Here is a 26,558-nt window from a genome sequence, read left to right as displayed (position 1 = left end):
CGTCTGCCACCATTCGCAGGGCAACACGTCGAGCGGAGGGAGGCACGGGTGCGGATCCTCCTGGTCGAGGACGACCGCCGGGTCGCCGCGGCGTTGTCGTCCGCGCTGACCCGGCGTGGCTACCAGGTGGAACACGCCGCGACCGTGGCCGCCGCGCTCTCCGCCGCCCCCTGCGACCTGGTGCTGCTCGACCTGGGGCTGCCCGACGGCGACGGCACCGACCTGTGCCGCGAGCTGCGGCGGCGCAGCAGCCGGCTCGGCATCATCGCGGTGACCGCGCGCGGCGAGGAACGCGACCGGGTGCAGGGGCTGCGGCTGGGCGCCGACGACTACGTGGTGAAACCGTTCTCGATGGTGGAGTTGCAGGCGCGGATCGAGGCGGTGCTGCGCCGGGCCGCGCACACCGCGCCGCAGCGCAACCTGATCGAGGCCGGCGCGGTCCGCATCGACGTGGGCGGCCGGACGGTGAACGTGGCCGGCCGGGACGTCACGCTCACCCGCAAGGAGTTCGACATCCTGCTGTCCCTGGCCCGCCAGCCGGGGGTGGCGGTGCCGCGCGAGCGGATCCTGCTCGACGTGTGGGGCACCACCTGGGCCGACCGCCACACCGTCGAGGTGCACGTCGGTTCGCTGCGCGGCAAGCTCGGCGACCCGACGCTCGTGGAGACCGTGCGCGGGGTCGGCTACCGGCTCCGCGACGCGTGAGGAGGGGCCCGTGCGCCGCCGGCTGGTGATCAGCTATCTGCTGCTGATGGTGCTGGTCCTGCTCGCCCTGGAGACGCCGCTGGCGGCCACGCTCGCGACCCGGGAGACCGACCGGGTACGCGCCGACCGCCTCGCCGACGCCACCCGCTTCGCCTCGCTGGCCGGGCCGGCGCTGCGGGGTGGCAGTCCGGGCCCGCTGGACGGGGAACTGGCCGCCTACGACGCGCTCTACGGCATCGCCGCGGCGGTCGTGGACCGGGACCGCCGCACCGTCGTCGCCTCGTCCGGGTGGGAGCCGGGCGCGGGCACCGGCCCGGCGCTCGACACCGCGCTGTCCGGGCAGCAGTTCAGCGGCCCGGAGTCGGTCTGGCCGTGGGTCGGCGGGCCGGTGGTGACGGCCGTGCCGATCAACGACGGCGGCGAGGTGCTCGGCGCCGTGGTCACGACCAGCCCGGCGGACGGGGTCCGCCGCACGGTCACCGTGTGGTGGCTGCTGCTCGCCGGCATCGGCCTGCTGGCGGTGCTGGCCTGCGTCTCGACCGCGTTCGGGCTGGCCGGCTGGGTGCTGCGCCCGGTCACCGAGCTGGACGCGGTGACCCACGAGATCGCCGAGGGACGTCGCGCCGCGCGGGTCCGCGCCGGGCTGGGCCCGCCCGAGCTGCGCCGGCTGGCGACCAGCTTCAACGACATGGCCGAGGCGGTCTCCGACGTGATGGACCGGCAACGCGCCTTCGTCGCGCACGCCAGCCACCAGCTCCGCAACCCGCTCACCGCGCTGCGGCTGCGGGTGGAGGAACTGGGCCCCAGCCTCACCGACCCGGACGGGCGCGCCGAGCACCGGCTCGCGCTGGAGGAGACCGACCGGCTCGCCACGGTGCTCGACGCGCTGCTCACCCTGGCCCGCGCCGAGCGGGAGGAGAACCAGCGGATCACCGTGGACGCCACCGCCACCGCCGCGTCCCGGGTGACGGCCTGGCTGCCGCTGGCCCGGCACCGTGAGGTCACGCTCCGCCTCGACGCGGGAGAGGCGCCGGTGTACGCCTGGACCGTGCCGACCGCCATCGACCAGGCGCTCGACGCCCTGATCGACAACGCGGTGAAGTTCAGCGGCGCGCAGGGAGAGGTGACGGTGACCGTACGCGCCGCCGACGGCGGGACGGTGCTGACCGTCGGCGACACCGGCCCGGGCATGACGGCGAGTCAGCTCGACCAGGCCACCGAGCGGTTCTGGCGGGCGCCGGACGCGCAGAACGTGGACGGCGCGGGCCTCGGGCTGACCATCGCGGCGGTGCTCGTGGACGCCTCCGACGGCCGGCTCACCATGCGCCAGGGCGAGCCCCGGGGCCTGGTCGCCGAACTGTGGTTCCCGGCGCCCGCCGACGTACCGGGCGGCATCGACGGCCTGACCGGTGTCGGTGGCCGGAGCGAGACCGGCGATCCGGGCGGGAACGACGAGCCGGATGCCGGGACGCTGCCGGCAGCCCGGCCGCACGACGACGAGCCGGTCCGGCGCTGACCCGGCGTCAGGGCTTCGCGGCGCGATACCACTGCGCCGCGCCGGGGTGCAGCGGCAGCGGGGTGGTGACGATCGCCGACCGGGGACTCATCCGTCCCGCCGCCGGATGCGCGGCGGCCAGTTCCTCCCGGCGGTCCATCAGCAGCCGGGTCACCTCCCGCACCAGCGCGGCGGGCAGGCCGGCGCGGACGATCAGGTAGTTCGGGTTCGCCACAGTGCTCACCGGGTCGGCCCGGTACACCGAGCGCGGCACGTCCCGGGTCACGTAGACCTGCCCGTACGCCCGGCGCAGCGGCTCGGTCCAGTCGCCCAGGTCCACGATCCGCAGCGAGGTCCGCTGGGCCAGTTCGGCGACGCCGCGCACGGGCAGTCCGCCGGAGAAGAAGAACGCGTCGATCCGCCCCTCCCGCAGGGCCGCCACCGAGTCGTCCAGCCCGAGGTGCTCCTGGCGTACCCGGTCGCCGCCGAGCTGGGCCACCGTCAGCAGACGGGTGACGGTGATCTCCGTGCCGGAGCCGTCGGCACCCACCGACACCCGCCGGCCGCGCAGGTCACCGAGCGTGCGGATCGGCCCGCCCGCGCGGGTGACCAGGTGCAGCAGGTCGTCGTAGACCCGGGCCACCGCGAGCACCGACGGATGCTCGGGCTCGCGCGGCGGCAGCACGTCGGCCTGGGTGAAGCCCAGCTCCGCCTCCCCGGCGCCGACCAGCCGGACGTTCTGCGCCGAGGCGGCGGTGACCACCACCTCGGCCCGGACGCCGGGCACCTCTCGGTTGAGCAGGGCGGCGAGCGACTGGCCGAAGGCGTGGTAGACCGCGGTCGGGCTGCCGGTGGCGATGCGGATGCGGGTCGGCTCGGACGGCTCGTCCCGGCAGCCGGCCAGCCCGGCGACGACCAGGAGCACCAGCACGAGCGGGGCGGCGGCGCGCACAGGCCAGTGTCGGCTCACGGGCTGCACTCTGCGCCGTGCACCCGCCGCGGCGCAAGCCCGCGCCGGGCCGGTCAGCTCGCCGGGGCCAGCTCCGCGCTCTCGGTGATCCGGTTCCGGTACTCGCCGTTGGGCACCACCACCAGGAAACAGCCCGAGCCCGGCCGCAGCGCCGCCGGCACGTCCAGCAGCGCCGCGCCGCGTACCAGCACCGCCGCCAGGTCCCGGTCGGCGAGCCGGATGCCGAGGCAGTGCCGGCGGACGTGCCGGCCGCCGGCGAGCAGCGCCGCCCGCCAGGCCGCCGCCGCCAGCCGGGGCCGCCACAGCCGGCGCGGCGCCGAGGTGCCGGGGAACGGCCCGCCGAGCAGCTCCCGGCGGCCCTGCCGCCAGCCCGCGGCCAGCAGATTCGCGTACGCCGCCCGGTGCTGCGGCGGCACGGACAGCCGGTGCAGCTCGTAGCGGCGCCGCAGGCCACCGGTGGTCAGCTCGTGCTCCACCGGCACGTCGAGACGTCCCAGCAGCTGCCGCATCCGCTGCGCCGCGTCCTCGCGGTTGAACTCGGCGATCCCGCCCCGGTGCGGTCCGGAGTCGAGCCGGCGTACGTCGGCGGCCGGAGGCGGCGTGCAGCGCACCATGCAGGCGATCTCGAAGGCGTCGGTCAGGGTCAGCCAGTCCAGTGGCGGCGACGGGCGCGGGCGGTCGAGCAGCGTGGTGAGCATCGGCGCGGCTCCTCGGTCAGAGTCGGGGTACCTCTACCGTCGCCGCCGAGCGCCGGGCCCGGAACCGCTGCGCCCGAGCCTTGAGCAAAATTTGCGGGAAGGCCGCCTCTCAGAGCTCGGTGACCACCAGGTCGACCTGCCGGGGCCGCCCGGCCGCCCGGGGCGCCTCCTCGACCGTGTACTTCAGCTCCCGCAGCGCCCCCACCAGCGCGTCGGCGGTGCGCGGCCGGGCGTCGGCGAGCAGCAGGTCTCGCACCAGCCGGCCCTTCGTCGCCTTGTTGAAGTGACTCACCACCGACCGGGTCGGCGTGCCGTCCACGATTCGCTCGTGCAGCACCCGCACGGTCACGGTGCGTTCGGCGAGCGCCCCGCGCGGCGTCCAGGTGGCCGCGTACGCGCCGGAGCGCAGGTCCAGCACCGGGCCGCGCCCGGCGGCGGGTTCCAGCACCGGGCCGAGCGCCTCCCGCCAGTACGCCGACAGCGCCCCGAGCCCCGGCAGCCGCGCCCCGATCGGGCAGCGGTACGGCGGGATCCGGTCGGCGAGGCGTACCGCGCCCCATAGGCCGGAGCTGATCAGCACCTGGCGGCGGGCGGCGCGCTGCGCGTCGGGGGGCAGCGTGTCCAGGCCGAGCGCCTCGTAGAGCACGCCGGTGTAGAGCCGCCCGGCGGGCGCGGTCGCCGCCTCCCGCAGCCGGGCGTTGCGCCGCAGTTCGCCGCGCTGCCCCTCGGTGAGGCCCAGCGCGATCCGGGCCGCCGTCTCGTCCGGCCCGGCGCACAGGTCGGCCAGCGCGGTCAGGACCGCCTCCCGGGCCGGGTTCAGCTCGGTCAGGGACAGCCGGGACAGGTCCAGCCGGCGGCCGGTGCCGGCCTCGGCCTTCCCCTCCGACGGGGGCAGCAGGATGAGCACCGGCACAGCGTACGGGCCGGGGTCAGCGCCACGGCCGGACGGCACGCTCGGGGTGGTACACGCGACTGCCGCCCACCTCGGCCACCACCGCCGCGTCGGCGCGGTCACCCAGCAGCCGCCGCAGCGTGCGCTCGGCCGGGGAGCCGGCCTCCACCACGTATCCGGGCCGCGCAGCGCGCGCCACCCGCTGCCAGTACGCCGGGTAGCGGTTCTGCCCGGGCGTCAGCGCGCCGTCGAGCACACCGCAGGCGACCGTCTCGCCCGTGTTGAAGATCAGCCGGTTGCACGTCCAGTAGTCCCCGTACACCTCGTGCAGACCGGCGCCCCGCACCGCGTCCGCCAGCCGGCGGGCGGTTCGCTCCTCGTTCCGTACGCCCGGCACTCCGGCCAGGAACGCCACGGTGCCGGCCAGCGTGGCGGCGGTCAGCGCGGCCAGCACCACCGCCGCCGTGGCGCCGCCGAGCCGGGCCGCCCGGCCGGACGTGGCCCGCAGCGCATGTGCGGCGGCCAACCAGAGCGGCCACAGCACGGCCGGCAGCGAGATCTGCAGCACCGACAGGTAGCGGGCGTTGCCGAGCGGGTCGGTCGCGGCGAGCGGGCTGCGCACGTACGCCAGAAGTGTCAACGCCGCGCCCGCGACGAGCGCGAGGATCGCCACGGCCCGGACCCGCGCGGCGTGGTCGGCGGCCCGGCGGTACGCGAGCAGCCCGAGCCCGGCGGCGGCCACCAGCAGCACCGGATAGAGCACGCCGAACCACTGCGCCCAGCGCGCGCAGCCGTCCATCGGGCACATGCCGGAGGCCAGCGGCACCCCCTCCAGCAGTCCGCCGCGCAGCCGTTCGGCGAGCGACGGCGCGACCCCCTCCTTGGTGCTGATCTCCCGGAACACCGACAGCGAGTCCTGCCCGGGCGGCGCGACGAGGTTGTCCTTGACCACCGGGGCGATCCCGGCCAGGAAGCCCACCACCAGCAGCACACCCGGCCAGCCGATCAGATCCCGGGGCACCGCCACCGCGAGCACCACGGCGGCCACCAGCAGGTACGGCGCGATCAGCCAGTCCGACCACAGCGACAGCCCGGCGAGCAGCCCGAACGCGCCGGTGGCCAGCCAGTGGTGCCGGACCCGCCGGTCGCCGAGGGCCACCGCGATCAGCAGCATCGCCAGCACCGCCGGCTTGACCTCCGGACGGCCGCCGACCACCGTGAGCTGGTCGCGGACCACCCGCTCCGAGCCGAGCGCCAGCAGGCCCACCACGACCACTGCGAGCCAGGGGGAGAACAGGCTGCGGGTCAGCCGGTACGCCAGCCACAGGAAGGCCGCGAAGAGCGCGAGCAGCGGCAGCCGCAGCATCGGCCAGCTCGGCCCGGCCCAGCCGACCAGCGGCGCGGCCAGGTACGACTCCAGCACACCCATGTAGCGCTGGCCGTACAGGAAGACCGGCCGTTCACCGCGCTCGGCGATGTGCAGCGCGACCAGGCCGAACGTGGCCTCGTCGCTGTTCGACGCGGGCACCGTGAGCAGCGTCAGCACCAGCCGGTAGCCGACCCCCGCGACACCGAGCAGCAGTGCCACCAGCGCCGGCGCGTCCGGACGCGGCCGTACCCGGTCCCGCTTCGTCGTCGACACGACCAACGCCCCCGTCGTCGTCCCGACCGCAGTCTGTCACGGCGGCGTCCGGCGCCGGGGTGGATCGGCGTGGATCACTCGCGTGGCCCGGCCGCTCCGGTTGTGGCACTGTTGCCGTGTGCCGCCCACACCACCGGACCAGCTGGCCGTTCCGCAACTGCACCGCGCCGCGCGCTTCGAGGACGCCGTGCACGGCCTGGTGGAGCGCCGGTTGCGGCGCACCGGGTGGCAGCCCAACATCATCGCGTACGCGGGCTACGGCGCCCCGGGATGGGCGCGCGTGCTCTGCCGGGTGCTGCTGGGCCGCCCGGACACGCGGCGGCGGGGCCGGCTGGACAAGGTGCGCGGCTGGCGCAGCTTCGCCACGCTGCCCGCCAAGCACGTCAAGGTGACCATCGAGGTCGACGGCGTGCGCCAGGAGGTGACCGCCGACCGCAGCGGCTTCGTCGACACCGTGATCGAGGCCGACTTCACCCCGGGCTGGGGTTGCGTACGCCTCAGCGTCGCCGACGCCGAGCCGGTGGAGGCGCTGGTACGCGTTCTCGACCCGGCCGTCCGCTTCGGCATCCTCTCCGACATCGACGACACGGTCATGGTGACCGCGCTGCCCCGGCCGCTGCTCGCCGCGTGGAACACGTTCGTGCTGGACGAGCATGCCCGTACTGCCGTGCCGGGCATGGCGGTGCTCTACGAGCGGCTGGCCACCGCCCACCCGGGCGCGCCGGTCTTCTACCTGTCCACCGGCGCCTGGAACGTCGCGCCGACGCTCACCCGGTTCCTGTCCCGGCACCTCTACCCGGCGGGGCCGCTGCTGCTCACCGACTGGGGGCCGACCGCCGACAGGTGGTTCCGCAGCGGCCGGGAACACAAGCGGGCCACGCTGGCCCGGCTGTCCCGGGAGTTCCCCGAGGTGCGGTGGCTGCTGATCGGCGACGACGGGCAGCACGACCCGGAGATCTACCGCGAGTTCGCCGCCGCGCACCCGGACCACGTCGCCGGGGTGGCGATCCGGCAGCTGTCGCCGACCCAGTCGGTGCTGGCAGGCAGCCTGCCGGCACCGGCGGGCCGTTCGTCATCGGGCCCGATAGGCCAGAAGTGGCTCAGCGCCCCCGACGGAGCCGGCCTCTGGAAGCTCCTCCGAGAAGCCGACCTGGTCTGATCGTCCCCCTCTTTCTCTCCCCGTCGATCATGAAGTTGACGGCCTTGTGGATCTCCAGAAGTGCCGCCAACCTCATGATCAACGGGGTGAGAGCCAGAGGACGCCCAGCGGGGGGATGCGCAGGGACACCGACGCCGGCAGGCCGTGCCACGGCACGTTTTCCGCGTGCACCTCGCCCAGGTTGCCCACGCCGGAACCGCCGTAGTGGTGGGCGTCGGTGTTCAGCGCCTCGGCCCACGTACCGGCCGCCGGCAGGCCGATCCGGTAGTCCTCCAGCGGGGCCGCGGAGAAGTTCGCCACGCACACCAGCGTCTGCCCGTCCGGGGCGATCCGGATGAACGACACCGTGTTGTTGGCGACGTCGTCCCCGGCGATCCAGCGGAAGCCGGCCGGGTCGGTGTCCTGCGCCCAGAGCGCCGGGGTCTCCCGGTAGACCCGGTTCAGGTCCGCGACCATCCGTTGCACACCGGCGCGGGCCGGATCGTGGGTGAGGTACCAGTCGAGGCCGCGCTCCTCGCTCCACTCCCGGTCGTCGGCCAGCTCGCAGCCCATGAAGAGCAGCTGCTTGCCCGGGTGCGCCCACATGTACGCCAGCAGCGCCCGTGTGGTGGCCAGCCGCTGCCAGGTGTCGCCGGGCATCTTGCCCGCGAGCGAGCCCTTGCCGTGCACCACCTCGTCGTGGCTGATCGGCAGCACGTAGTTCTCGCTCCACGCGTACGCCAGGGAGAACGTGAGCTGATGGTGGTGGTGCTGCCGGTAGATCGGGTCCTTCGAGGTGTAGAGCAGGGTGTCGTGCATCCAGCCCATGTTCCACTTGAACCCGAACCCGAGCCCGCCGTCGGAGGTCGGCTTGGTGACGCCGGGCCAGGCGGTCGACTCCTCGGCGATCATCAGCACGCCGGGGTGGTGCCGGTAGACGGTGGCGTTGACCTCCTGGAGGAACGCGATCGCCTCCAGGTTCTCCCGGCCGCCGTGCACGTTCGGCGCCCACTGCCCCTCGGACCGGGAGTAGTCCAGGTAGAGCATCGAGGCGACCGCGTCCACGCGCAGCCCGTCGATGTGGAACTCGTCCAGCCAGTACAGCGCGTTGGCGACCAGGAAGTTGCGCACCTCGTTGCGGCCGAAGTCGAAGACGTACGTGCCCCAGTCGGGGTGCTCGCCGCGACGCGGATCGGGGTGCTCGTACAGCGGGGTGCCGTCGAAACGCGCAAGCGCCCACTCGTCCTTGGGGAAGTGCGCCGGCACCCAGTCCAGGAGCACGCCGATGCCCGCCGCGTGCAGCCGGTCCACCAGGTGGCGGAAGTCGTCCGGGTCGCCGAACCGGGCGGTGGGCGCGTAGTAGCCGGTGACCTGGTAGCCCCACGAGCCGCCGAACGGGTGCTCCATCACCGGCAGGAACTCCACGTGGGTGAAGCCCATCTCGACCACGTACGCGGTGAGCTGCTCGGCCAGCTCCCGATAGCCGAGGCCGGGCCGCCAGGAGCCCAGGTGCACCTCGTACACGCTCATCGGCTCCTGGTGCGGCGCCTGCCGGGACCGGCGCGCGAGCCAGTCCGCGTCGCCCCACTCGTACCGTGACTCGTGCACCACCGACGCGGTGGCCGGCGGCACCTCGGTGCGCGCGGCCATCGGGTCGGCCTTGTCCCGCCACCGGCCGTCGGCGCCGAGGACGCGGTACTTGTAGCGGCTGCCCACCGGCAGACCGGGCACGAAGATCTCCCACACGCCGCTGGAGCCGAGCGACCGCATCGGCCACCCGTCGTCCGGCGCCCAGCCGGTCACGTCGCCGATCAGCCGCACGGCGCGGGCGTTCGGCGCCCAGACGGTGAACGCGACGCCCTCGTCGAACACGCGGGCGCCGAGGGCCGCCCAGAGCCGCTCGTGCCGGCCCTCGCCGATCAGGTGCAGGTCGAGGTCGCCGAGCGTGGGCGGATAACGGTACGGGTCGTCGTGCGTCGTGCCGTCCACCTCGACCCGGTAGTCGAGCACCTCGCCGGGGAGCACCGCCTCGAAGACACCGGCGTCGTGGACCCGCTTCATCGGGTGCCGTTCGCCGTCGGCGAGCACCGTCACCTCGCCCGCGCCCCGGCGCAGCGTCCGGATCGTGGTGCTCCCGTCGGCCGGATGTGCGCCGAGCACGGCGTGCGGGTCGTGTACCTCGCCGGTGATCAGCTGGTCCATCGGGCGTCGTCCTTGTCGGCCGGTGCGGTCGGGGCGGTGCCGCCGGAGAGGTCGGCGGGTACGTCTTCCACTGTGAGGTCGGGCGCGGCCGGGTGCTCCGGCTCGGCGAGGGCCGGTGCGGCCGGGCGGCGGACGGTGAGCACGTGCGCCGGTTGCAGGTACGGGTCGAGGCGTACCGCGTTGCGCTGCCCCCAGTCGTACTCGGCGCCGGTCAGCTCGTCGCGCACGGTGAACCGCTCGTGCCAGTCCAGGCCGAGCGCCGGCATGTCGAGTGTGGTGTTGCCCCACTGCACCTCGCGGGAGTCGAACGAGCAGACCACGATCACCGTGTTGCCGGTCGCCGGGTCGTGCTTCGACCAGCACAGCAGCGCCGGGTTGTCGATGTCGTGGAACCGCAGGTTGCGCAGCTGGTGCAGGGCGGGGTTGTCCCGGCGTACCCGGTTCAGCGTGGTGATGAACGGCGCCAGCGACCGGCCCTGCGCCAGCGCGGCGTCCCAGTCCCGGGGCCGCAGCTCGTACTTCTCGTTGTCGAGGTACTCCTCCGCGCCGGGGCGGGCCACGTGCTCGAACAGCTCGAACCCCGCGTACATGCCCCACGAGGGGGACAGCAGCGCCGCCAGCACCGCCCGGATCTTGAACATCGGCGGGCCGCCGTGCTGCAACGACGAGTGCAGGATGTCAGGCGTGTTGGGCCAGAAGTTCGGCCGCATCCAGTCGGCCGAGGCGACCAGTTCCTCGCAGTACTCCCGCATCTCGGCCGCCGTCGTGCGCCAGGTGAAATAGGTGTACGACTGGGTGAAGCCGACCTTGCCGAGGCCGTGCATGATCGCCGGCCGGGTGAACGCCTCGGCCAGGAACAGCACGTCCGGGTCGACCTTCTTGACCTCGGCGATCAGCCAGTGCCAGAAGTCGAACGGCTTGGTGTGCGGGTTGTCGACCCGGAAGATCCGGATGCCCTCGCCGACCCAGTGCAGCACCACCCGCAGCATCTCGGCCCGGATGCCCCCGGGGTCGTTGTCGAAGTTCAGCGGATAGATGTCCTGGTATTTCTTGGGTGGGTTCTCCGCGTACGCGATGCTGCCGTCGGCCCGGGTGGTGAACCACTCCGGGTGCTCGGTGACCCACGGGTGATCCGGCGCGCACTGCAACGCCAGGTCCATCGCCACCTCCAGCCCCTGCTCGGCGGCGGCGGCGACGAAGTCGCGGAAGTCCTCCGGCGTACCCAGGTCGGGGTGGATGGCGTCGTGGCCGCCCTCGGCCGCGCCGATCGCCCACGGCGAGCCCACGTCGTCCGGCCCGGCGGTGAGCGCGTTGTTGCGGCCCTTGCGGCCGACCCGGCCGATCGGGTGGATCGGCGGCAGGTAGAGCACGTCGAAACCCATCGCCGCGACACCCGGCAGCCGCTGGATCGCGGTGGCGAACGTGCCGGAACGGGCCGGCGCGTCGACGGTGGCCGGGATCGCGCCCTCGGAGCGGGGGAAGAACTCGTACCAGGCGGAGAAGAGCGCCCGCGGCCGGTCCACCCACAGCGTGCGCTCCTCGCCGGTGGTGACCAGCTCGCGCACCGGGTGCTCCCAGAGCAGGTCGGCCAGATCCAGCGCCGCGCTCACCCGCCGCGGCAGGTCCAGGTCGTCGTCGGCCAGCGCCCGCACGGCTTCGCGTACGCGATCACGGTCGGCTCTCGGCACCAGGTCGAGCGCGGCGGTGAGCACGCGGGCGCCCTCGGCCAGGTCGTTCGCCAGCTCGGCCGGGCCCTGGCCGGCGGCGATCTTCTTGGTGACCGCGTTCTGCCAGGTGAGGTACGGATCCTGGAACGCCTCCACGGCGAAGCGCCACAGGCCCACCGCGTCCGGGCGGATGGTGGCGTGCCAGCGGTCCTGGCCGGGCTCGCCCGGGCGCATCCGGGTGAACGGGCGGGCCGCGCCGTCCGGGCCGAGCCAGACCACGTTGCACCCGAGCGCGTCGTGGCCCTCGCGATAGGCCCGCGCCGACACCGGCACGACCTCGCCTACCACCGCCTTGGCCGGGTAGCGACCGCAGGAGACGACGGGGGAGACGTCTTCGATCGGGAACCGTCCAGTCACCCGCTCAACCTACTGCGCGAGATCCTTTCGCGCTCGGCGACTCCGCGTCAGCCCTCAACCCGCTCACGAGGGCGTCGAGGCCCGTGCCGGTGAGGCACCCGTGCCGTTCCACCGACGAGCGTGGGCTGCGGTGAGTGGAACGCTATGGGTGTCAAAAGGGCGCTGAGGCACCCATAGCGTTCCACCGAACGGGTGGCGGACTTCCGGGCGCTCTGGCCCGTCCGACGGCGACGTTCAGGTCGACCGCTGGGCGACGAAGACGAACTCCCGGCCGGGGCGGTCGGGCGCCTCCCGCACGTCGTCCACCCGGTAACCGGCGGCGGCCAGGCTCGACTCGACCTCGTCCCGGTCGCTGAACCGCAGCGTGGAGTCCGAGGTGAGGACCGTGCCGTCGCGCCGGAACCGGTACGTGTACCGGAAGGACACGAGCGGCAGATCGACCGCGGTGACCTCGAGGCGCCGTTCCACCCGTCCGACGCCCGGCACGTCGCGGGTGACCGGCGCGGTGTCCGCCCACTCCTCCCACGCGCGGCGCTCCGGGCGGCGGGTCTCGAACACGAGGTGGCCCCCGGGGCGCTGCGCGGCGTGCACGCCCCGCAGCGCCCGGGTCCAGTCGTCGTCGGTGCGGAAGACCTGCGCCACGTTCGCGGTCATCGTGGCCAGGTCGGCGCGCAGCGGCGGCAGCGTCGTGGCGTCGCCGTGGATCCAGCGGATGCGGCCTTCCGGATCCTTCGACCGGGCGACGGCGAGGGACGACCCGGCCGGGTCGACGCCCACGACGGTACGGCCGTGCCGGGCGAGCAGCAGGGCCAGGTTCCCGGTGCCGCACCCGAGGTCGAGCACCACACGCGCGTCCAGCTCGTCGGCGATCGCGAGGTACGCGTCCAGGTCGTCCCGGTCGCCGTCGAACGCGTCGTAGAGGGGAGCGAGGCGAGGGTGGGCGAATATCGCATCGGGCACCTCGCGAACCTACCCACCGTGCACCGCGCCGGGCGGACGCTGTGCGGCGCCCCGTGACCGGGCTGTTAAGAAGGGGCCCCTCCTTACACGCCCACCGAGCGGTACACCTCGATCGTCTGGCGGGCGATCGCGTCCCACGAGAAGTGCTCCACCGCGCGCCGCCGCCCCGCCACGCCGAACGCCGCGATCCGGTCCGGGTCGGCCAGCAGCTCGTTGATCCGCGCGGCCAGGTCGGCGACGAAACGCTCCGGGTCCAGCGGCGTGCCGGAGCCGTCACCGGCCTGCTCGATCGGCACCAGCAGCCCGGTCTCGCCGTCGGCCACCACCTCCGGGATGCCGCCCGTGGCGGTCGCCACCACTGCGGTCTCGCAGGCCATCGCCTCCAGGTTGACGATGCCCATCGGCTCGTAGACGGACGGGCAGGCGAAGACCGTGGCGTGGGTGAGCACCTGGATCACCTCGTGCTTGGGCAGCATCGCCGCCACCCAGACCACCCCGGACCGGGTGGCCCGCAGCTCCGCCACGAGCCCCTCCACCTCGGCGGCGATCTCCGGGGTGTCCGGCGCACCGGCCAGCAGCACGAGCTGGGTGTCGGCGGGCAGCTCCCGGGCCGCGCGCAGCAGGTACGGCAGGCCCTTCTGCCGGGTGATCCGCCCGACGTAGACCACGCTGGGCCTCCCCGGGTCGATGCCGAGCCGGTCGAGCACGTCGGTGCCCGGGTCCGGGGCGTACTGCGCGGTGTCGATGCCGTTGTAGACCACGCGCACCCGGTCGGGGTTCACCGCCGGGTACGCGGTGAGCACGTCGCGGCGCATGCCCTCGCTCACCGCGATGATCGCGTCGGCCGACTCGAAGGCGGTCCGCTCGCACCACGAGGAGAGCGCGTATCCGCCGCCGAGCTGCTCGGCCTTCCACGGGCGCAGCGGTTCCAGGCTGTGCGCGGTCACCACGTGCGGCACCCCGTGCAGCAGCTTCGCGGTGTGGCCGGCCAGGTTGGCGTACCAGGTGTGGCTGTGCACCACGTCGGTGCCGGCCGTCCCGGCGGCCATCTCCAGGTCGGCGCCCATGACCCGCAGCGCGGCGTTCGCGCCGGCGAGCGCGGGCGGTTCGGCGTACGCGGTGACACCCGGTTCGTCGCGGGGCGCGCCGAAGCAGTGCACCCGCACGTCGGCGAGCCGGCGCAGCTCGCGGGCGAGGTATTCCACGTGCACCCCGGCGCCGCCGTACACCTCCGGCGGGTACTCGCGGGTGAGCAGGTCGACGCGCATCGGTGCCATGCCCGCACCCTAGTGCAGAGCGCCACGTCGCACGCGGTGCGCAAGTGTGGGCGTCCGAGTGGTGAAGTCGGTTCCAGGTGGTTAGCGTCTGAGCATGGCTGCCAAGGTGCTCGCGATCGTCCTGGCCGGCGGGGAGGGCAAGCGCCTGATGCCCCTGACGACCGACCGGGCGAAGCCCGCCGTCCCCTTCGGCGGGATGTACCGCATGGTCGACTTCGTCCTGTCCAACCTGGCGAACGCCGGCTTCCTCAAGATCGTCGTGCTGACCCAGTACAAGTCGCACTCGCTGGACCGCCACATCACCAAGACCTGGCGGATGTCGACGCTGCTCGGCAACTACGTCACGCCGGTGCCCGCGCAGCAGCGCCGCGGCCCGTGGTGGTTCGCCGGCTCGGCCGACGCGATCTACCAGAGCTTCAACCTGATCAACGACGAGCAGCCCGACTACGTGATCGTCTTCGGCGCCGACCACATCTACCGGATGGACCCCCGGCAGATGGTCGACGACCACATCGCCTCCGGCGCCGGGGTCACGGTGGCCGGCATCCGGCAGCCGCTCGCGATGGCCGACCAGTTCGGCGTGATCGAGGTCGGCGAGGACGGCAAGCGCATCCGCGCGTTCCGCGAGAAGCCCACCGACGCGGTCGGGCTGCCCGACGCGCCGGACGAGATCTACGCCTCGATGGGCAACTACGTGTTCACCACCAGGGCGCTGTGCGAGGCGGTCGAGCGCGACGCGGCGGACAAGACGAGCAAGCACGACATGGGCGGCAGCATCATCCCGATGCTCGTCGAGCGCGGCGAGGCGAACGTCTACGACTTCAAGGACAACGAGGTGCCCGGCAGCACCGACCGCGACCGCGGCTACTGGCGGGACGTGGGAACGCTCGACTCGTTCTACGACGCGCACATGGACCTGATCAACGTGCACCCGGTGTTCAACCTCTACAACTTCGAGTGGCCCATCTACACCGAGCAGCCGCCGTACCCGCCGGCCAAGTTCGTGCACGCCTGGGGCGAGCGGGTGGGCCGCGCGGTCAGCTCCATGGTCTCGCCCGGCTCGGTGATCTCCGGCTCGCTGGTGGAGAACTCGATCGTGGCGCCGAAGGTGAAGGTCCACTCGTGGGCGCACGTCGACGGCGCCGTGCTGATGGAGGGCGTCCAGATCGGCCGCCACGCGGTCGTCCGGCGCGCGATCCTGGACAAGAACGTCCACGTCCCGGAGGGCGCCGAGATCGGCGTCGACCTGGAGAAGGACCGCCAGCGCTACACCGTGTCCGACAACGGCATCGTCGTCATCGGCAAGGGCCAGCGCGTCGAGCCCTGAGCAGTCCCGCCACATCCCCGAGGAGGATCCCGCAGTGGCCCACCCCCGTGCCGGCCAGCCCGCGCAGCCCGCCGACCTGGTCGACGTGCCCCGGCTGGTCACCGCCTACTACGCCGAGCACCCGGACCCGGACGACCCGGCGCAGCAGGTCTCCTTCGGCACCTCAGGGCACCGCGGTTCCAGCCTGCGCAACGCCTTCAACTCCGACCACATCCTCGCCGTCACCCAGGCGCTCTGCGACTACCGGCGGGAACAGGGCCTCGACGGGCCGCTGTTCCTCGGCCGGGACACCCACGCGCTGTCCGCGCCCGCCGAGGCCGACGCGCTGGAGGTTCTCGCCGCGAACGACGTCACAGTGCTGCGCGACAGCCGCGACGGCTACACCCCGACCCCCGCGGTCTCGCACGCCATCCTCACCCACAACCGGGGGCGCACCGGCGGCCTCGCCGACGGCATCGTGATCACCCCGTCGCACAACCCGCCGTCCGACGGCGGGTTCAAGTACAACCCCACCCACGGCGGGCCCGCCGACACCGACGCCACGAAGTGGATCCAGGACCGCGCGAACGCGATCCTCGCCGCCGGGCTCAAGGAGGTGAAACGCATCCCGTACGCGCGGGCGCGCGCCGCCGCCACCACCGGGGAGTACGACTTCCTCGCCCGGTACGTCGACGACCTGCCCGTCGCGCTGGACATCGACGCGATCCGCGACGCCGGGGTGCGCATCGGCGCGGACCCGATGGGCGGGGCGAGCGTGGCGTACTGGGGCGAGATCGCCGACCGGCACCGCCTCGACCTCACCGTGATCAACCCGCTCGTGGACCCGACCTGGCGGTTCATGACGCTCGACGGCGACGGCAAGATCCGGATGGACTGCTCGTCGCCGAACGCGATGGCCTCCCTGATCGCCGCCCGGGACGACTACGCGGTCTCCACCGGCAACGACGCCGACGCCGACCGGCACGGCATCGTCACGCCCGACGGCGGCCTGATGAACCCCAACCACTATCTGGCCGTGGCGATCGGCCACCTGTTCCGTACCCGGGAGCAGTGGGGTCCGGCCGCGGCGGTGGGCAAGACGCTCGTCTCCTCCTCGATGATCGACCGGGTCGCGGCCGACCTCGGCCGCCCGCTGCTGGAGGTGCCGGTCGGGTTCAAGTGGTTCGTGCCCGGCCTGCTCGACGGCACCGTCGGCTTCGGCGGCGAGGAGAGCGCCGGGGCGTCGTTCCTGCGCCGCGACGGCGGCACCTGGACCACCGACAAGGACGGCATCCTGCTCTGCCTGCTCGCCGCCGAGATCATCGCCACCACCGGCCGTACGCCGAGCGAGCACTGGGCCGAGCTGGCCGACCGCTTCGGGGCGCCCGCGTACGCCCGGATCGACGCGCCGGCCGACCGGGCACAGAAGGCGGTCCTGGCGAAGCTCTCGCCGGAGCAGGTCACCGCGACCGAGCTGGCCGGTGAGCCGATCGCCGCGATCCTCACCACCGCGCCCGGCAACGGCGCCGCGATCGGCGGCCTCAAGGTGACCACGGAGTCGGGCTGGTTCGCCGCCCGCCCGTCCGGCACCGAGGACGTCTACAAGATCTACGCCGAGTCGTTCCAGGGCCCGGAGCACCTGGCCCGGATCCAGGAGGAGGCCAAGGCGCTGGTCGACGGCGTGCTCGCCACCGCCTGACCGTTCACGGAGCGTCCGTCGTTCAACCCGGGCAGGTTTCTGCCCGAAATCCACCTTTAGTGGGGTTCCGGCGGCCTATGGTGTGGCCATGTCGGTCGTCCCGCGTCCCGCGCCTCTGTCCGATTCCGTGTCGCCCGCCTCCGACAGCCATGCCCCGGCTGCTTCGCCGAACGTTCACGTACGTCCGGCAGCGGTCGCCGACGCCGCTTGGCTGGCCTCGGTCAGCCAGGCGTCGTTCGTCCGCCACCTGCACGACTACCTGACTTCGGCCCAGCCCGGCGTCGGCCGGTTCTGGGAGGTCGTGCTGGAGCATCCGGCGTCGTTCCCCGGCCGCTGTTTCCTGGTGGCCGAGACCGACGAGGGCGAGCGCCTGGGCTTCGCCGACCTGACACTCGTCGACCCGGGACTCGCCCACCTCTCCTACATCTGCGTCGTACGAGCCGCGCGCGGCCGTGGCGTCGCCCGTGCGCTGTTGCGGGCGTACCTCGATCGCCATCCCGGCGTCCGGGGAATGCGGCTGGACGTCTTCGCCGACAACGCTCCTGCCCGGGCCCTGTACGACCGGCTCGGCTTCACCATCGAGTCCACAAGCACGTGGTGGGTCACCGACGTCGCACCCGACCGGTCCGCTGCGTCCGCCGGTGTGCGGTTCGACGGTCTGCATGCCGCTCGTGCCTGGTTCGAAACCTACGGCTTCGGCGAGCTCACGGCCGTCGTCGGGGACTCCGACGTGCGGTTCGGTCGCCCGAGCACCCGGGTGCTGCGCTGCTTCGACGTCGCGACCCTGCGGCAGCCGGCCGTCGTCGCCGCCGTGCTGCGCGAGTTCCCCGAGATCGATCGCGTGCTGGTCATGGCGTCCGGCGACGCCCCGCCGCCCTGTGCCCTCGGTGACCTGCGCGCCGTAAACCACTCGTTGAGGATGTCCACACCCGAGATCCGCACCCGACTGGAGCTCACGTGACGAAGACGATCGCCAAGACCGCCACCGACCCGGGTGCATTCCACACTCCGAGCCTGTTCTACAGCGCGGCCCGGGAGGGGATGCGGGACCTGCTCGCGCAGCCCGAGGTGTGGCGAGGCGAGCAACGTGGCATCCTGTTGCCGTCGTTCATCGGCTGGTCGGCGCACGAGGGCAGTGGCGTCTTCGATCCGGTGACCGAACTCGGCCTCGACCCCGGCTTCTACGACCTGACCCCGGACCTCGCGGTGGACCTGTCCTCGCTGGAGACCCGGCTCGCCGAGGGCCGGTACGACGTGGTCGTCGTCATCCACTACTTCGGCCGTACCGAGCGGGCGATCGGGCGGATCCGTACCCTGACCGATCGACACGGTGCGCTGCTGCTGGAGGACCTCGCGCACGCCTGGTTCACCCATGCGCGCGGTGGTCCGGCCGGGCGCACCGGGGAGGTGTCGCTCTACTCCCTGCACAAGATGCTGCCGATGCCTGGGGCGCGCGGCGGGATGGTGACCTACCGCAACCCCGACCGGCTCACCGGGCAGCGCGAGACCGCGCCGGAGCTGGCGCGGTACGTGATCGACCACGACACGCCGGGCATCGCCCGACAGCGCCGGGAGAACTTCAGCGCCCTCACCGGTCTGCTCGGCACCCTGCCGGAGATGGGTGACGCCTTCGAGCTGATGTGGCCCGAACTCGACGAGGACGACGTGCCGCAGACCTTGCCGGTGCGGATCCTCGGGGCCGGACGCGAGAACCGTGACCACGTCTACGCGGAAATGAACCGCGAGGGATTCGGCATGGTCAGCCTCTACCACACGCTCATCGAGCACCTGCGTGACCACCCGACGACGGCGCGCCTCGCGCGGCACATCATCAACTTCCCGGTGCACCAGGACATCGCGCCGGACGACTATCCCGCCCTGATCGCCGGCTTCCGCCGAGCTCTGAACTCCCTTCCCGGTCACCGCACCGTGATGACGCCCGGGTTCGGGGGTGACGAGAGGGCGCAGGGCGCGGCCGTCACCGCGGCGGGGGCAGCTTCCGGCGGTTGAATTGCTCCCGTAGCCCCTCCGGCAGGAGTTCGCGTAGCTGGTCGGGCAGCAACGGCAGATCGAGCAGGCTCAGTTTGAGCTGGTTGCGCTCCTGGTAGCGGCGCGGGTCGAGGCGGACGACGCGACCGGCGTCGCGGACGTACCGGACGTGCACCGAGCCCTCCGTCGCCGCCTGACGGATCAGCAACCCGTCCATCTCCACCGCCACCGGCGCGGAGTCCGGGCGTAGTTCCAGGTGCACACTTTCGTGGGCGGAGAGCAGAACCGAACGGGAGATCCCGGCCATCGGCGCGGAGGGCGTCACCACCATCGCCTCGGTCGAGGGCGAGACCAACGGGCCCCCGGCGGCGTAGCTGTAGGCGGTCGAGCCGGTGGGTGTGCTCACCACCAACGCATCGCACCGGTAGTAGCCGTAGCGCTGACCGTCAACCGCCAGGGTGGCGGTGACGAAGCCCGCTCCGGGCTGCCGGACCAGGGCGATGTCATTGAACGCCACCACGTCGTCACCACAGACGTCGCAGGCCAGGCATGCGTGCGACTCGATCGTGAAATCCCGCCCCACCAGCCGTTCCAGTGCCCGGGGCAGGTCGGGCGGTTCCACCTCGACCAGGAAGCCCAGCCGCCCCAGGTGTACGCCGAGCACCGGCTTCGGATCGCGGACGGCCATCCGCAGCGCACCCAGCATGGTGCCGTCGCCGCCGATGCTGATCAGCGCGTCGCAGTGTGCGGCCAGGTCGCCGACGGGCACCGCTTCCACCGAGGCCGGCACCCGGTGCCGGTCCTCGCACCTGACGGCCAGGGTCTTGTGGTGCTGCGCCGCCCACCGTGCGATCGTCTCCACCACCTCGGAGACGTCCCGGGTGGGGTGCAGCACCAGCCCGAACACATAGCCCGCCACCCCTACAGCTCATCACACCGGTGGGCGGGCCGCCCGGCGTACCGGAAGGCGCGTGGGCGGCGAAGTGTATCCGAACAGGCGACCTTCCGTACCCGTGCTCGGCTCCGGCTCGTTGGACGCGAGGTGGAACGGGGACGAGTGGAGCGTCGATGCAAGTCATGATCATGGCGGGTGCCCGACTGCGGCATCGGCCGGACCTTGAGGTGCGCAGCCTGCGCGGACGGACGCCGAGGTGCGCGGTGGGGAGCCGGAGGTGACGGTGGCGCACGGCACGAGCCGGTCGGCCGCCGGCGTGATGAACCGCCCCGGACTGCCGTTCGAAGCGGGCCCGCGGGTGCGGTCCGGCTCAGGTGTCGGATCCTCCGTGGTGCGTGCCACGATCGTCGTGGCGTTGCTCAACTTCGACCAGTTCCCGCGCCTGATCGCCCGCGGGTTCGTGGTGACCGCGGTGCTGCTGGCGGTGCCGTTGATCCTCCACGAGGTCCTTCGTCCGGCCTCCCGGGCCCGCGTCGTGGTGTTCTGGGTTCTGGTGCTCTTCGGAGTGCTCGCGTTGCCGGGGATCACCCGCTCACCGGAATCTGAGTACGGCCAGCAGAAGTTCTTCCTGCTGGTGACCCTGACGATGGCCGCCGCCCTGGCGGTCGCGGTGCTGCGCGGACCGCGGGACGTCGAGATGTTCGCCGTAGTGTTCGTCGTGTCGGGCCTGGTGCTCGCGGTCGCGGCCCTGACGGGGGACTCGGAGGGCGGGCGGGCGAGTGGGTTCGGCTCCAATCCGATCTGGCTGGCCCGAGCTGTCGGGGCCGCGCTCGTGGCCCTCACCTGGCTCTACCTGCGCAGGCGTCTGTCGGCCTGGCCGACGGCTCTCCTGGCCGTGATACTCCTCCTCGGTCTGATCGCGACCGGCTCCCGGGGGCCGCTGCTGGCCACCGTCGTAGCCATGTTCTTCCTCGTCCTGGCCGGACTGCGGCTGAAGATCCGGCAGGTTCGCCGTGAGTGGGTCGGCCTGACCCTGATGGGTGCCCTGGTGCTGGTCGTCGCCGCCTTGCCCTCACTGCTGCCGCCTCGGGTGTACGCACTCGTGGTCGACCCGAGCGAGGAGCTGTTCGGTAGCGCGCGCGCAGGCATGCGCGAGGCCACCACGCCGATCATCGCCGAGAACCCGGGCGGAATCGGCTACGGCAACTGGGGTGACTACTCCGGCATGGCCGTCTACAGGTATCCGCACAACCTCTGGCTCGAACTACCGGCCGAGGCGGGGTGGCTGGTGGGAGGCGTCTTCGTCCTGGCCGTCCTCGCCGTGGCGTTCGGACTCTGGGTCGTCAGCCGACGTGAGCCCGCAGCAGGGCTCGTCCTCGGCCTGCTCGCGTTCTACGCGGTGGCGGTGTCGACCTCCGGCGACATCAACGGGGATCGACCGCTCTTCGTCGTGCTGGCTCTCGGCGTGCTCCTGCTCGCCGGAGCGCGAGCACGGGCCGCCGGGGGGCGGCCGGGCATGGTCGGTGCCCGGCGGCAGGCCCGTGCCGAGGCATGGGGGCCGACATCCCCGTCCCGCCCCCCGAGCGGGCGCGGGCTCTGGGAACACGCCGGCCGGGCGCGGGCTCTCGGTTGACCTGGCGCCGTTCCCGGTTGCCCGCCATGTCGGGGGCCCGGCGCGGCGTGCTCAGCATCGCCGCCGGGTCGGCGGGCGGCCAGGTGCTGGCGCTGGCGGCCGCTCCGCTTCTGGCCAGGATCTACCGTCCGGCCGATTTCGGTCTCTTCGCCGTGGTCTCCGCGTTGGCGGTGACCATCGGCACGGTGGCCGCGCTCCGGTGGGAGATGGCGATCCCGATTCCCGAGCGGGAGAGTGACGCCCGTGCGTTGGTGACCCTGGGCCTCGCTGCGGCCTGCGGGACGGGCGCCGTCGGGGCGCTGCTGGTGCTGCTCCTGCGTGACGAGGTGGCTCGGTGGTTCGACCAGCCCGATCTTGCGCCCTGGCTGTGGGTGGTTCCGCCCACCGCCGCGGCGATGGGCACGGTTCTGGTACTCAACCAGTTCGCCGTGCGACACCGCCGATACGGCATGATTGGTCGGCGCAACCTGTTCCAGGCCGTGGGCGTCGTAGCCATGCAGCTCGTGGCCGGCGTGGCGGGTCTGGCGTCCGGCGGCTTGGCGCTCGGGTTCGGGTTCGGGCAGGTGGTTGCCGCCGGGGTCCTGCTCCGGGGCGCGCGCCGGCGCGGCGCGGCGCCGGGCGGCGCGCGGTTCCGGGGCCTTGCGGCCGTGGCCCGGAGATACCGCCGGTTCCCCTTTCTCATGGCGCCGTCCGGACTTCTCAACATCCTGGGTACTCAACTGCCGGTTCTGCTCATCGCCTCCTGGTACGGCAGCACGGTTGCCGGCTGGCTGGGCCTGACCCAGCGGGTGATCGCGATGCCGATCGCGCTGGTGTCCTCCGCCGTCGCCCAGGTCTACCTGGCCGAGATCGCGAGGGCCGCCCGGGAGCGTGCCGCGGACGGGCGGCGGATCTTCATCGGCGCGACGCGGAGACTGGCACTGATCGCTGTGCCCGGTGCGGTTGCCGTCGTGCTCGCCGCGCCGTCGGCGTTCTCCCTGATCTTCGGGCCCCAGTGGCACAGCAGCGCCGACTACGCACAGGCGCTGGCCGTCTTCATGGCGGCTCAGTTCGTCGCGTCACCGCTCTCCCAGACGCTGGTCGTGTTCGAACGTCAAGGTCTCCAACTCGCCTGGGACGCGGGCCGTGTCCTGGTGATCGCGGGCGCTGTCTCCGCCGTGGCGCTGGCCGACGGATCCGCGCTGATCGCCGTCTGGGCGTTCGGTCTCTCCGGAGCTGTCACGTACGGCGTCGGCTGGCTCATGTCGTTGCGTGTGGTGACGGTGGCGAGCCGAGCCGCGAGACGTGCCGCCTCGTCCCCCCGACTCGTTCCACAGAGCTGATGGAGGGCGGGACGGCCCTATTTGAACCTTTTGCGCATCTCGACTCTGTGCGGCGTCGTTGATGCATGTGTCAGGTCAGGAAAAGGAGTGTGCCCAGATGCAGGGCTCGTACCACGGGCGGCCGGGGTGCCGGCCATGACCGATCGAGAACGGAAATCGGAGTCAGCGTTGCGCTTGCTGATCGTCTCCTACTACTTTCCGCCGGCGGAGTCGGTCGGTGCCCGCCGGCCTGGTGCCCTCGCCGCCTTCGCGCTCCAGCAGGGCTGGGACGTCCGTGTGCTGACCACCGTCGCCGCCGGGCAGGGGGACGAGCCCACCCTGGTGCCCGAGGACCGCGTGATCCGCGCCGAGCCGTCGCCCCAGCTTCCCCGGGTCAGGCGGATCGAGGCCGTGCCGGCCGACGGCGAAGTCGCCCGGCCGGTGCCGCGACTGACCAGGCTGAGGGCGAAGGCCAACCGTTCGCTCGTCCGTGCCGGCCTGGAGTTGCTCGTCCCCGACCCACAGCTCAACTGGGTCCGGCCGGCCATCCGTGCGTTCCGCCGATCGGCCGGAGACTGGCGTCCCGATGTCGTCCTGGTGTCGGCACCGCCGTTCTCCGGTTTCCTGGTGGCGGCCGCGATCGCCAACCGGCTCCGGGTGCCATGGGTCGCGGACTACCGCGACCTCTGGTCCGTGGGTAACGAGTACTGGGTGCGTTCGGCACCGCGACGGGCGGTGGACGAGAAGCTGGAGCGCCGCCTCCTGCGGTCGGTGACGGCCTGTGTGACAGTGTCGGAGCCGTTGGCGGAGACGGTCCGCCGTACGTTCGGGGTGGACACGCATGTGGTCATGAACGGCATCGACCGGCGGCCCCCGCCTGCCGGATCGGTCGACGCCGCTCCTGTCGGCGGCGGCCGGGCGACTCTCACACTGGCACACACCGGATACGTCTACCCAGGACGTCGGGATCCTGGCCCTCTGCTGGAGGCGATCGCGCTGCTGGGCGACGACGCCAGCCGGGTGCACGTGACGTTTGCCGGCGAGGACCACGGGATCGTCGATGTCGCGGCCGGACGGGCCGGCGTGCGTGAGTCGGTCACCAACCTCGGTTACGTCCCGCCGGAGAAGTCATGGCGGATCCAGGCTGACGCTGATGCGCTCGTCCTGCTCATGTGGAACGACCCGCGGGACGCCGGCACGGTGACCGGCAAGATATTCGACTACCTCCAGGCCCGGCGCCCCATCCTCCTCCTCGGGTACGAGGGCGGGGTGGCGGCGAAACTCCTGCGGGACAGGGGTGCCGGGGTGGTGTGCAACGACCCCGCTGCGATCGCGGCACGGCTGCGGGAGTGGCTCGCCGTGAAGGAGCGGACCGGACGACTGCCGGCGGTGCCGGCCGCCGCGATGGACGGCCTGTTCCGCGAGGACCAGCTCGGCTCTTACCTGGACATCCTCCGCGACGCCGCCGGGAGGGCGCACCACACGCGCCGCCCGCGGTCTCGCTGAGCCCACCCCGCCACCGATCGATCCCCGTGCCCTCACGGCGCGGGGATCGATCGTGTGCTCGTCGTCCGCCGCGGCCGAGAGAAGGGATCCGGTACGTGGACCGTGCCGCCGTGCGAAGGGCTGAGGGTCGATGCGGTGCCTCAGCGGACGCCGGTGAGGCGTCGTTCCTGGTCGAGGTCGAGCATCTGCGCCGACGGGTCTACCGCCACGCCGGAGGCGCGCAGGACCTTGCCCGCGGTCCGCGCGAGGATGCGCAGGTCGAGCCAGAGAGACCAGCCGAGAACGTAGCGGACGTCGAGTTCCAAGCGGTCGGTCCAGGCCAGGTCGTTGCGGCCGTTGACCTGCGCGAGCCCGGTGATGCCCGGCCGCACCTCGAAACGCTTGCGCTCCCGGTCGGTGTACCACGGGTCGTAGCGCAGCAGCAGCGGTCGGGGACCGACCAGGCTGAGGTCGCCGCGGAGCACGTTGACCATCTGCGGCAGCTCGTCGATGCTCAACCGCCGCAGGGTCCGGCCGATGCCCCGGCAGCGGACCCCGTCGGGCAGCAGCCGGCCCTCCGCGTCGCGGTCGTCGGACATCGTCCTGAGCTTGAGAACCCGGATGCGGCGCTCGTACCGGCCGGTGCGTTCCTGGCGGAAGAAGACCGGGCTGCCGAACTGGGCCAGGACGAGCAGCGCGGCGACCGCCACCACCGGCGCGGTCACCACGAGCACGACGAGCGCCACCGTGATGTCGATGAGCCGCTTGAGCCGCAGCTCGATCGACCGCCGCGCGGGGCTCACCGGGAGTGCACCTTCCCGGCGGCCGGCGGCGCGTACTCCCCGGGCGGTCCGCCGACGCCCGCGGCGTGCTCGACGACCTCGGCCATCCGCACCGCCGAGATCCGGTTGTCGAAGTGCCGGTGCGACCGCTCGCGGGCGCGTAACCCGCGCTCGGCGAGACGCCCGGACCGGAACTCCGTGTACGCGTGCTCGATGGCCTCCGCCAGGGCGGCCGGATCGTCCCGGGGGACCACCCACCCGCAGCTCTCGTCCACCGTCTCCGGCAGCCCGCCAGCGTCACTGACGACGCTGGGCACGTCCAGCAGCGCCGCCTCGGGCGGTGCGCCGTGCCCCTCGCTCAGCGACGGGCTCACGCTGAGGTCCGCCGCCCGGTAGTAGGGCCGCACGTCGTCGGCGGTGTCGATCCAGCGGACGGAGTGGTCGTCGGCGACCCCGAACCGGCGGATCAGCTCCTGCCGGTGCTCCTCGCCGGCCTGGTCCGAGCCGCCCCCGACGAGCATCAGCACCGCCTCGGGGTGCCGGGACCGGATCTCCTGCCACGCCGCGAGCAGGACGTCGTGGCCCTTGAACGCGCGGTCCCGGTGCGCGGCGAGCTTCCGCGGTGGATATACGTACGCCACCATGATCACGACGAACTGGTCCGGGCTCAGCCCGAGATCCGCCCGGCACTTCGCCCGGGCCTCCGCCCGCGTCGCCGCCGTGTCGTCCGGCAGGTCGGCGGTCGCCCAGGCCAGGTTGAGCCCGCTGGTCACGGCCGGCCGGCGCGACGCCGGCACGCCCAACTCGCCGTAGAGGCGGGAGGTGTAGCGGGTGCCGCAGATGATCGTGCGGTCCAGCCGCCAGAGCAGCCGCTCGACCACCCGGACCGCCCGTGACTCCAGGAACGCGGGGCCGGCGACGAACTGCACCCGGGCCAGGGGCAGGCCGACGGTCGCGAGCCGCGCGCCCAGCGTGGCCGCGTACAGGTGGTGGTAGAGCACCTGGGGCCGCAGGCGGCGGACGAGGCGGCGCAGCCGCCACAGCTCGGACAGCGTGGTGAGGCTGGGCCGGAAGCGGAACGAGAACGGCGACGCCACCGTACGGATCCCGGCCTCGGCCAGGCGGGCGTTCAGCCGGCCGCCGGGCGGGCAGATCACCACCACCTCGTGGCCGCGATCCCGCAGGGCGCACGCCTGCGGGATGGTCCAGAGTCCGCCGTAGTTCGTCTTGACGATGACGGCGACGCGCAGTGCCGGTCGGCCGGTCGGGTCGTGGGCGGCAGCACCGGACCGGGGAGCAGGCTTCACGGGTTCGCCTCCGAGCGTTCGGACCCTCGTCACGAGTGATACGAGGCTTATAGTCGCTTTGGCGTTAAGAACGATGCTCGCGGCATTTAGTAACCAAA

At 72.9% G+C, this 26,558-nt stretch carries 21 protein-coding genes; 10 read left to right on the top strand and 11 right to left on the bottom strand.

The genetic code is table 11. The features are described from left to right. Positions 1-48 precede the first annotated feature (48 nt). Positions 49-705, top strand: a complete 657-nt coding sequence (locus tag F8279_RS02250) for a response regulator transcription factor (RefSeq protein ID WP_091423634.1) — start codon at positions 49-51, stop codon at positions 703-705. A gap of 10 nt (positions 706-715) precedes the next feature. Further along, positions 716-2,221 carry a HAMP domain-containing sensor histidine kinase gene (locus F8279_RS02245; RefSeq protein ID WP_225853082.1) on the top strand — a complete coding sequence of 502 codons (1,506 nt, stop codon included), beginning with the start codon at positions 716-718 and terminating at the stop codon, positions 2,219-2,221. A 7-nt stretch (positions 2,222-2,228) separates the two neighbouring features. On the opposite strand, the gene F8279_RS02240 is transcribed toward F8279_RS02245, so the two are convergent. The 4 genes from F8279_RS02240 to F8279_RS02225 form a co-directional block, all read right to left on the bottom strand. Next, positions 2,229-3,170: a TAXI family TRAP transporter solute-binding subunit gene (locus F8279_RS02240; protein ID WP_091424517.1), complete on the bottom strand. Its 942-nt coding sequence runs from the start codon at positions 3,168-3,170 to the stop codon at positions 2,229-2,231. 53 nt (positions 3,171-3,223) lie between these two features. Further along, on the bottom strand, positions 3,224-3,868 hold the full coding sequence (locus F8279_RS02235; protein ID WP_151498944.1) for a hypothetical protein: 645 nt from the start codon (positions 3,866-3,868) through the stop codon (positions 3,224-3,226). A 109-nt stretch (positions 3,869-3,977) separates the two neighbouring features. After that, positions 3,978-4,781, bottom strand: coding sequence for a peroxide stress protein YaaA (gene yaaA, locus F8279_RS02230; protein WP_151498956.1), 804 nt, complete (start codon positions 4,779-4,781; stop codon positions 3,978-3,980). A 16-nt stretch (positions 4,782-4,797) separates the two neighbouring features. Further along, the gene (locus F8279_RS02225) at positions 4,798-6,402 is read right to left on the bottom strand and encodes a hypothetical protein (RefSeq protein ID WP_151498943.1); all 1,605 of its coding nucleotides are present in this window, start codon (positions 6,400-6,402) and stop codon (positions 4,798-4,800) included. Between the two features lie 118 nt (positions 6,403-6,520). On the opposite strand from F8279_RS02225, the gene F8279_RS02220 reads away from it, so the two are divergent. Further along, a complete protein-coding gene (locus F8279_RS02220) occupies positions 6,521-7,561 on the top strand; it encodes an App1 family protein (RefSeq protein ID WP_225853081.1) in 1,041 nt (346 codons plus the stop codon). Positions 7,562-7,639: 78 nt separating this feature from the next. Here the strand turns inward: F8279_RS02220 and glgB are convergent, their stop codons facing one another. The 4 genes from glgB to glgA all read right to left on the bottom strand — a co-directional run bounded on the left by glgB (position 7,640) and on the right by glgA (position 14,063). After that, on the bottom strand, positions 7,640-9,742 hold the full coding sequence (glgB, locus tag F8279_RS02215) for a 1,4-alpha-glucan branching protein GlgB (protein ID WP_151498942.1): 2,103 nt from the start codon (positions 9,740-9,742) through the stop codon (positions 7,640-7,642). Continuing rightward, a complete protein-coding gene (locus F8279_RS02210; protein ID WP_151498941.1) occupies positions 9,730-11,826 on the bottom strand; it encodes an alpha-1,4-glucan--maltose-1-phosphate maltosyltransferase in 2,097 nt (698 codons plus the stop codon). Before F8279_RS02210 ends, glgB begins: the two co-directional genes overlap by 13 nt. 234 nt (positions 11,827-12,060) lie before the next feature. Then, positions 12,061-12,786: a class I SAM-dependent methyltransferase gene (locus F8279_RS02205; RefSeq protein ID WP_151498940.1), complete on the bottom strand. Its 726-nt coding sequence runs from the start codon at positions 12,784-12,786 to the stop codon at positions 12,061-12,063. Positions 12,787-12,869: 83 nt separating this feature from the next. After that, complete coding sequence (gene glgA / locus F8279_RS02200) at positions 12,870-14,063, bottom strand: glycogen synthase (RefSeq protein ID WP_151498939.1); 1,194 nt, start codon at positions 14,061-14,063, stop codon at positions 12,870-12,872. Between the two features lie 94 nt (positions 14,064-14,157). Between glgA and glgC the strand changes: the two genes are divergently transcribed. From glgC to F8279_RS02180, 4 genes are all read left to right on the top strand, one after another. Further along, positions 14,158-15,390, top strand: a complete 1,233-nt coding sequence (gene glgC / locus F8279_RS02195) for a glucose-1-phosphate adenylyltransferase (protein WP_151498938.1) — start codon at positions 14,158-14,160, stop codon at positions 15,388-15,390. A gap of 34 nt (positions 15,391-15,424) precedes the next feature. Continuing rightward, positions 15,425-17,068 carry a phosphoglucomutase (alpha-D-glucose-1,6-bisphosphate-dependent) gene (pgm, locus tag F8279_RS02190; RefSeq protein WP_151498937.1) on the top strand — a complete coding sequence of 548 codons (1,644 nt, stop codon included), beginning with the start codon at positions 15,425-15,427 and terminating at the stop codon, positions 17,066-17,068. An 88-nt stretch (positions 17,069-17,156) separates the two neighbouring features. Continuing rightward, on the top strand, positions 17,157-18,029 hold the full coding sequence (locus F8279_RS02185; protein WP_151498936.1) for an N-acetyltransferase: 873 nt from the start codon (positions 17,157-17,159) through the stop codon (positions 18,027-18,029). Beyond that, positions 18,026-19,078 (top strand): DegT/DnrJ/EryC1/StrS family aminotransferase, encoded by a 1,053-nt coding sequence (locus F8279_RS02180; RefSeq protein WP_151498935.1) that lies wholly within the window; start codon positions 18,026-18,028, stop codon positions 19,076-19,078. The genes F8279_RS02185 and F8279_RS02180 overlap by 4 nt, the downstream gene beginning before the upstream one ends. Here the strand turns inward: F8279_RS02180 and F8279_RS02175 are convergent. Beyond that, a complete protein-coding gene (locus F8279_RS02175; RefSeq protein ID WP_151498934.1) occupies positions 19,047-19,976 on the bottom strand; it encodes an NAD(+)/NADH kinase in 930 nt (309 codons plus the stop codon). The genes F8279_RS02180 and F8279_RS02175 overlap by 32 nt on opposite strands. 367 nt (positions 19,977-20,343) lie before the next feature. On the opposite strand from F8279_RS02175, the gene F8279_RS02170 reads away from it, so the two are divergent. From F8279_RS02170 to F8279_RS02160, 3 genes are all read left to right on the top strand, one after another. Further along, complete coding sequence (locus F8279_RS02170) at positions 20,344-21,585, top strand: O-antigen ligase (protein WP_151498933.1); 1,242 nt, start codon at positions 20,344-20,346, stop codon at positions 21,583-21,585. A 47-nt stretch (positions 21,586-21,632) separates the two neighbouring features. Then, positions 21,633-22,907, top strand: coding sequence for a lipopolysaccharide biosynthesis protein (locus F8279_RS02165; protein WP_192580600.1), 1,275 nt, complete (start codon positions 21,633-21,635; stop codon positions 22,905-22,907). Positions 22,908-23,075: 168 nt separating this feature from the next. Next, the gene (locus F8279_RS02160; protein ID WP_158614782.1) at positions 23,076-24,392 is read left to right on the top strand and encodes a glycosyltransferase; all 1,317 of its coding nucleotides are present in this window, start codon (positions 23,076-23,078) and stop codon (positions 24,390-24,392) included. 140 nt (positions 24,393-24,532) lie between these two features. Here the strand turns inward: F8279_RS02160 and F8279_RS02155 are convergent, their stop codons facing one another. After that, positions 24,533-25,174: a sugar transferase gene (locus F8279_RS02155; RefSeq protein ID WP_151498931.1), complete on the bottom strand. Its 642-nt coding sequence runs from the start codon at positions 25,172-25,174 to the stop codon at positions 24,533-24,535. Further along, complete coding sequence (locus F8279_RS02150; RefSeq protein ID WP_151498930.1) at positions 25,171-26,460, bottom strand: glycosyltransferase; 1,290 nt, start codon at positions 26,458-26,460, stop codon at positions 25,171-25,173. The genes F8279_RS02155 and F8279_RS02150 overlap by 4 nt, the downstream gene beginning before the upstream one ends. Positions 26,461-26,558 lie beyond the last annotated feature (98 nt).

This window comes from Micromonospora sp. AMSO1212t (assembly GCF_008868145.1).
Taxonomy (GTDB): Bacteria; Actinomycetota; Actinomycetes; order Mycobacteriales; family Micromonosporaceae; genus Micromonospora; species Micromonospora tulbaghiae.
This window is presented reverse-complemented; position numbering and strand designations above follow the sequence as displayed.

Excerpts from the sequence above, each read along its gene's own strand:
- F8279_RS02185 (WP_151498936.1), top strand. The coding sequence starts at position 17,157 with ATGTCGGTCGTCCCGCGTCCCGCGCCTCTGTCCGATTCCGTGTCGCCC.
- glgC (WP_151498938.1), top strand. The coding sequence starts at position 14,158 with ATGGCTGCCAAGGTGCTCGCGATCGTCCTGGCCGGCGGGGAGGGCAAG.
- glgB (WP_151498942.1), bottom strand. The coding sequence starts at position 9,742 with ATGGACCAGCTGATCACCGGCGAGGTACACGACCCGCACGCCGTGCTC.
- glgA (WP_151498939.1), bottom strand. The coding sequence starts at position 14,063 with ATGGCACCGATGCGCGTCGACCTGCTCACCCGCGAGTACCCGCCGGAG.
- F8279_RS02235 (WP_151498944.1), bottom strand. The coding sequence starts at position 3,868 with ATGCTCACCACGCTGCTCGACCGCCCGCGCCCGTCGCCGCCACTGGAC.